Origin of the sequence: Pseudomonas sp. B3(2017) (genome assembly GCF_002113595.1) — a bacterium.
Classification (GTDB): Bacteria; Pseudomonadota; Gammaproteobacteria; order Pseudomonadales; family Pseudomonadaceae; genus Aquipseudomonas; species Aquipseudomonas ekonensis.
In genome coordinates this window covers 50,928-57,313 of sequence record NZ_NEIU01000027.1, presented here as the reverse complement: position 1 = coordinate 57,313, position 6,386 = coordinate 50,928, and the positions used below count along the sequence as shown (strand labels likewise).

The 6,386-nt window shown below is 59.7% G+C and carries 5 protein-coding genes; 3 read left to right on the top strand and 2 right to left on the bottom strand.

Going from position 1 to position 6,386, the window contains the following annotated elements:
• The 3 genes from CAG33_RS26450 to CAG33_RS26430 all read left to right on the top strand — a co-directional run.
• Positions 1-1,643: DUF2235 domain-containing protein (locus CAG33_RS26450; protein ID WP_176247787.1), on the top strand; the 1,643-nt coding region annotated here is incomplete at its 5' end.
• Positions 1,636-2,286, top strand: a complete 651-nt coding sequence (locus tag CAG33_RS26445) for a DUF2931 family protein (RefSeq protein ID WP_085641122.1) — start codon at positions 1,636-1,638, stop codon at positions 2,284-2,286. The genes CAG33_RS26450 and CAG33_RS26445, both read left to right, overlap by 8 nt.
• Positions 2,287-2,926: 640 nt before the next feature.
• Positions 2,927-3,355, top strand: coding sequence for a nuclear transport factor 2 family protein (locus tag CAG33_RS26430; protein ID WP_085586722.1), 429 nt, complete (start codon positions 2,927-2,929; stop codon positions 3,353-3,355).
• An 89-nt stretch (positions 3,356-3,444) separates the two neighbouring features.
• Here CAG33_RS26430 and mqo read toward each other — a convergent pair whose 3' ends face one another.
• Both mqo and CAG33_RS29160 read right to left on the bottom strand, forming a co-directional pair.
• Positions 3,445-5,091, bottom strand: coding sequence for a malate dehydrogenase (quinone) (gene mqo, locus CAG33_RS26425; RefSeq protein ID WP_085586721.1), 1,647 nt, complete (start codon positions 5,089-5,091; stop codon positions 3,445-3,447).
• Positions 5,092-5,595: 504 nt separating this feature from the next.
• Positions 5,596-6,321, bottom strand: a complete 726-nt coding sequence (locus tag CAG33_RS29160; protein ID WP_371856134.1) for a methyl-accepting chemotaxis protein — start codon at positions 6,319-6,321, stop codon at positions 5,596-5,598.
• Positions 6,322-6,386: the final 65 nt, after the last annotated feature.

Here is a 6,386-nt window from a genome sequence, read left to right as displayed (position 1 = left end):
GGGCCGAGGTGAAGGCCAATACCGGCGGGGCGCCGGGGGTGGGGAGCGGGATTGCGGTGTTGGCGCCCCTGATTCCCGGCATCGCGGCAAAAGACGCGAAAGGCAATCTGCTCAGCGCGCCCCCGATCGGCAAGTTCAGTGCCGAGCCGGATGCGCCGAGCACGCCACCGTCGGAAGAAGAGCTCGAAGAAGAGGAAGAAGAAGTCGAAATCGAAGACATCACGCTGCGGGTGGGCATGTTCTTCGATGGGACGGGCAACAACCGCAGCAACAGCGAACGCGTTTATGGCTGCTTTGCGCCAGACGTGAACCTGCAAGAGATGGCGGAAGAAATCCGCAAGTACTGCGCCTCCTACGGCTACGACGGCAAGGGCAGTTCGCCGGACAACAGTTATGGCAACGACGTCAGTAACGTGGCCCGCTTGTACGACCTCTACATCAACCAATCCGACGAAGAGATTCCGGCGGATGCGGAAATGGCGAGCGTGTCGATCTACGTAGACGGGATCGGTACGAGCAGTACGGGTGAGGATTCTATTTACTCACAGGGGACGGGGCTTGGGGCGCAAGGGGTCAGGACGCGGGTTGAGGAAACATCGGGACAGTTTCTGAAAACCATCCGTACTTTTCAGGACAACAATCCGGACAAACGGATTAAAAAAGTTGAGTTCGATATTTTTGGGTTCAGCCGTGGCGCTGCCGCTGCACGGGATTTTGCGAACGAAGTCATGAAGGGGCAGGAAAGCGTTCTCGCGAAAGCCTTGCCGGCCGGCTCTCCGGCCCTGACTGCTTCGTTCCAGTGGAGTGCCAAGTCGGATGTTTCGATCAATTTCATAGGCATCTACGACACGGTTGCGGCCATTGCGAATCCGTTGCTTGGGGACTTCACTGGTCATAACGCCAGAAACCCGGGGATCAATATCGCTCTTCCTCCAGGTATCGCGAAAAAAATCGTTCACCTGGTCGCCAGAAATGAACGTCGCTACAACTTCTCCCTGAACAGCGCAGGGTCGGCCGACATCATCATGCCCGGCGTACACTCCGACTTGGGCGGCGGGTATCTGCCCAAAGCCACAGAACGTGTACTGATCAGCAAACCGCGCAGAAGCGACGTTGATCGAACGACTCCGACCTCAGAGGCCAATAGCTATAAGCTCGCACAGCAAGATTTGCGACGCCTGCAAGACCAGATGGCCCAATACAACCTCCCTCTCGAGCTACGCACCTGGGAAGTTCCCTTTACCAGCCGGGACAGGGATGACCGAACACCGAAAAAACATGTTTATGCAGCAGTGAGCAGCCGACGTGAGGTTCGCAGTGAGCTTTCTTTGATTTATCTAAGGACAATGCGCGAACTAGCCGTAAAAAATGATGTTCCATTCAACGAAATCCCGGAAAAAGATCCGCGATTGACACTACCAGCGGAACTCACTCCGATTTCCGAAAAGATCATTAACTATGCATTGGGCAAAAGCCAAACCATTGGCCTTTCTCCTCAAGAAGAAGAGCTTCTTTTTCAAAAATACATTCACCTGTCCGACAACTGGAATGCGGCAAAAGGCATGAACAACAGCGATCTGGACGTTGTATTTATCAATCGACCTACAGACAACAACCAACGCACGGTTCACCCCAATGAATAGGCATCTACGCTTTATCGTTGCGCTCATACTTACGGGTGGCTCAACCTTCGCCCACAGCGGTTCGCTGCCTTATGAGGCTTGGCGCTTGGGTTTCTCAGCTCCGAACTACATGGAAGTCTGGATCGAGACAGCTGACGTCATAGATGTTCAAGGTCAAGTTTATAGACGCGCAATGAGCGGCAACTCAGCCATTCAAACCCCACCCAACAATTCCGGCAATCCGAAGGGTTGGCCAAAAAGGCCAGGCTGGGGAAAAGGGAAATACGTGACAGGGGCCGACCTTCCCAAAAAAATCTATGTTCGCTGGCAGTCCTTGGTCGAGCCGCAAACCTACCAAATGGGAATTGACATACCTGAGTCGACAAGGGAAATCATGCGCAAAGGTGAAAAAACATTCTGCGCTGCCGACGGAAAATGGATTACAGGTTATCGAGAAGCATTGGTTGTTGGCCTTGCGCCTGGCGGCATAGCAAAGGTTTGGGTGCTAGGCCCTTGTCTGTCGCCCATTGAGGTCACGAGAGTAAAGGCAGAAGTTGACCCACGAGGCCCATATGAAGGGAAATCCGGCGGCAAATATGACTCACTTTCCGACGTGTCCAAAGCCTACGTCGAAAAAAAGGGTGTCCCGTATGGCTCCTGGTGATATTTCGATACTCGCACTATGAGTACCTGGTTCAAGCCAGCAGATTCAGCAGCGAATGGACAACAGACGGTCGGAACTCGTGGAAGGTGCCCATCATTCCGTTTCGCTGCTTCGGGGTCAGCCGATTCTCGTCGACTACGTCTACAGGATCCGGCAGGGTCGCAAGAGCGCTTTCCTGTACGAAAACCTGGATACCTCGCGGGGCAGCAACGTGCACTGGAGGTGCATTGCCCTCAAAAAGGCGTGGACGTGCTGCTGGTGATCGGAGAATTCAGCCCCTTCCTTCGGCCTCAAACCGGAGAGATGGTCGCCAGCACACCGATCAGAATGGTCAGCGTCAGAAACCCACCCAGGAAAATCGCCATCTTCGCCATGTTGCTCTCCTCAATGCCAGGTTTGCGGTGCACCGGGCGCTTCGGGATGAAGGCCGCCGCGGATGACCGAACTGCCGGGCTATTTTGAGCGTGTGTCTGTTTGGGTTACAGAGGCAGATTGCGCAAGAAAAAGCGGATCAGATGGACATCTGATCCGCTTGCGCGATGCCCCTACATTCAGCGCAGCACACAAAGGTGCCCATTCCCGCTTGTTGATCTAGAGTCATGGGCGCCTTTCGAAGAACAACAACAGACAGGAGTGAACGATGGCCGACCTCAACCTGCACCCCAACGCCGCCCGATCCCTGGACCGCTGGCACGCGATGATCCGCACCGGCGACCTCTCCGCGCTGCCCGAGCTGCTCGACCCCAAGGCGGTGTTCCGCTCGCCGATGGCCCACACGCCCTATCCGGGCGGCCCCGTGGTCGCCATGATCCTCAACACCGTGAGCACGGTGTTCGAGGACTTCGCCTACCACCGGGAACTGGCGACGGCCGACGGGCTGAACGTGGTGCTGGAGTTCAGCGCCAAAGTGGGGAACAAGGAGCTCAAGGGCATCGACATGATCCGTTTCGATGAGCAGGGGAAAATCGTCGAGTTCGAAGTGATGGTGCGGCCGATGAGCGCGCTGCAGGCGCTGGGAGAGGAAATGGGGCGGCGGCTTGGGGCTTACCTGGCGGCGGCCAGAGCCTGATCCATCGCCTCGCCCCAGGCAAGGCACCAGGCACAAAAAAGCCCACTGACCGTCACCGGTTCAGTGGGCTTTCCCAATCTGGCGACTGGTTACAGCGCCATGTCACGCGAAGCGTTTTCCTTCGGTGCCTTGGCCTTGTCGGCCGCAGCGTCCGCCGCCGGGGCGGCCTGGCCGATGACCGGTGGGGTCGGCAGTTCCAGGACTTTGGCGGTGTAGGCCCACTCTTCGGCCACTTTGGCCGGATCGCTGTTCAACTGGGTGCCGTAGCTTGGAACGATCTGGTGCAGCTTGGCTTGCCACTCAGGGGTGGCGACCTTGTCCTTGAAGACCTTCTGCAGCACGCTCAGCATGATCGGTGCAGCGGTCGAGGCGCCTGGCGATGCGCCCAGCAGGCCGGCGATGGTGCCGTCCTGCGAAGCGACGATCTCGGTGCCCAGCTTCAGCACGCCACCGGCCTGCTCGTCACGCTTGATGATCTGCACGCGCTGGCCGGCCTGCCACAGGCGCCAGTCTTCGGCCTTGGCGTTCGGGAAGTATTCCTTCAGCGCGTTCAGGCGGTCTTCATCCGACAGCATCAGTTGGCCGGCGAGGTACTCGACCAGCGGGTATTCCTTGATGCCGACCTTGGTCATAGGCCAGATGTTGTGGGTGGTGGTGCTGGTCAGCAGGTCCAGGTACGAACCTTCCTTCAGGAACTTGGTGCTGAAGGTCGCGAACGGCCCGAACAGGATGACGCGCTTGCCGTCCAGGACACGGGTGTCCAGGTGCGGAACGGACATCGGCGGCGCGCCGACGGACGCCTTGCCGTAGGCCTTGGCCAGGTGCTGCTCGGCGATGGCCGGGTTCTCGGTCACCAGGAACGAACCGCCCACCGGGAAGCCGGCGTATTCCTTGGCCTCTTCGATGCCGGACTTCTGCAGCAGGTGCAAGGCACCGCCGCCGGCGCCGATGAACACGAACTTGGCGTCGGTCTCGGTCTTGGTGCCGTCCTTCAGGTTCTTGTAGCTGACGCGCCAGCTGCCGTCGGCGTTCTTGGTGATGTCCTGCACTTCGCTCGACAGCTTCAGGTCGAAGTTCGGCTTGGTCTGCAGGTAGCCGGCGAACTGGCGGGTGATCTCGCCGAAGTTCATGTCGGTGCCCAGCGGGCTCCAGGTGGCCGCGATCTTCTGGTTCGGGTCACGCCCTTCCATCATCAGCGGAACCCACTTCTTGATCACTTCAGGATCTTCGGAGTACTGCATGCCGGCGAACAGCGGGCTCGCCTGCAGGGCTTCGTAGCGTTTCTTCAGGAACTTGATGTTGTCGTCACCCCACACGAAGCTCATGTGCGGCGTGGTGTTGATGAACGAGCGAGGGTTCTTCAGGACGCCCTGGCGAACCTGCCAGGCCCAGAACTGACGGGACACCTGGAACGCTTCGTTGATCTCGACGGCTTTCGGGATCGACACCTTGCCGTTCTCGTCTTCCGGGGTGTAGTTCAGCTCGGCCAGCGCAGAGTGACCGGTACCGGCGTTGTTCCAGCCGTTGGAGCTTTCCAGGGCGACGCCGTCGAGGCGCTCGACCATCTCCATCGACCAGCCCGGCTCCAGCTCGTTGAGCCACACACCCAGGGTGGTGCTCATGATGCCGCCGCCGATCAGCAGCACGTCCACTTTCTTCGCTTCTTCCGCGTAGGCGGACGACAGCCCCATCGACAAAGCCAGCCCCAGCAAGGCCGTGTTCACTTTCTTAAACATCTGTTGCACCTATGATAAAACGCCTTCCGCCCGCCGCTGTTGTGCGTGTGGGGCCCCTTGTTCGCGACGCTCAGGCCAGCGGCGCGGGTTCCGGCACACTTCAAAATTGACGGGTGGGCACACAAGGCCGACATGCGACATCGGCCTCAGTTATATGTCCCTTCTGAACTGACTTCTTATCATTATTGGCTTCAGCTACTTGAGCGACAGTGATTCCGCCGGCCCGCGAATGGCGGGCCGAACCGAATGAGGTCAAACCAAGTTGGCGCGAAGAATATCACGTCAGGGCCAACCCGCGCGTCTGTTCCCGACTTGGCGGTCTCTTTGCGCCTGGCCCGTTATCGGCCGCGCGGGGCGGAACATGACGGTGGGCCGGGCTCCGACTGAAGCCTTTCAGCCATTTGCGGGGTGGTTTGGAGCGGGCTGATCGCCATCAGGCCCGCTCCCAGAGGGTTTGGGGGTGATCGGCCAATATGTAACACGGCATTAACCGGCTCTGCGCCATCACAGCCGGAACCGGTCCACCGACTGCGCCAAACGCCCCGCCAGGCTCGACAGTTCATCGGTGGTGCCCGCCGTCTCGCCGATCACCTTGCTGTTGCCCTCGGACATTCCGGCGATCATTTCCACCTGATGGGCGATTTCGTTGCTGGCCTGGCTCTGCTCGCCGATGGTGCGGGTGATGTCGTTGACCAGTTGCGTGGTGTTGAGGGTGGCCTCGAGGATCTCGCGGATGGCGCGCTCGACATCGGCCGTGACCGCCATGCCCTTGTCGACCTGGGCCACGCCGGCCTCCATGCTGCTGACCGCCTCCCGGGTGCTGCTCTGAATACGCTCGACCATGGCGGCGATTTCCTGGGTCGAGGCGCTGGTACGGGCGGCGAGGCTGCGCACCTCGTCGGCGACCACCGCGAAACCGCGGCCCTGCTCGCCCGCCCGAGCGGCTTCGATGGCGGCGTTGAGCGCCAGCAGGTTGGTCTGGTCGGCAATGCTCTTGATCACCTGGATGATGTTGAAGATCCCTTCCGACTCCTGGTCCAGCGTCCGGATGACCTGGGCCGAGCGCTTGGCCGAACGGGCGATGTCGTCCATGTCGCTGACCACTTGGTGGATCACCTGCCCGCCGTTCTTGGCCAAGGTCTCGGCCTGGCTCGCCATGTTCAGGGCCCGCTCGGCGTGGCGGGTGATCTCTTCGATGCTGGCGGTCATCTGGCCTGCGGCGGCGGCCATGGTGCCGGCGGCGGCGCTCTGCTGCTGGCTGCTGTCGGCGACCTGGTGGCAGCCGTGGCTCAACT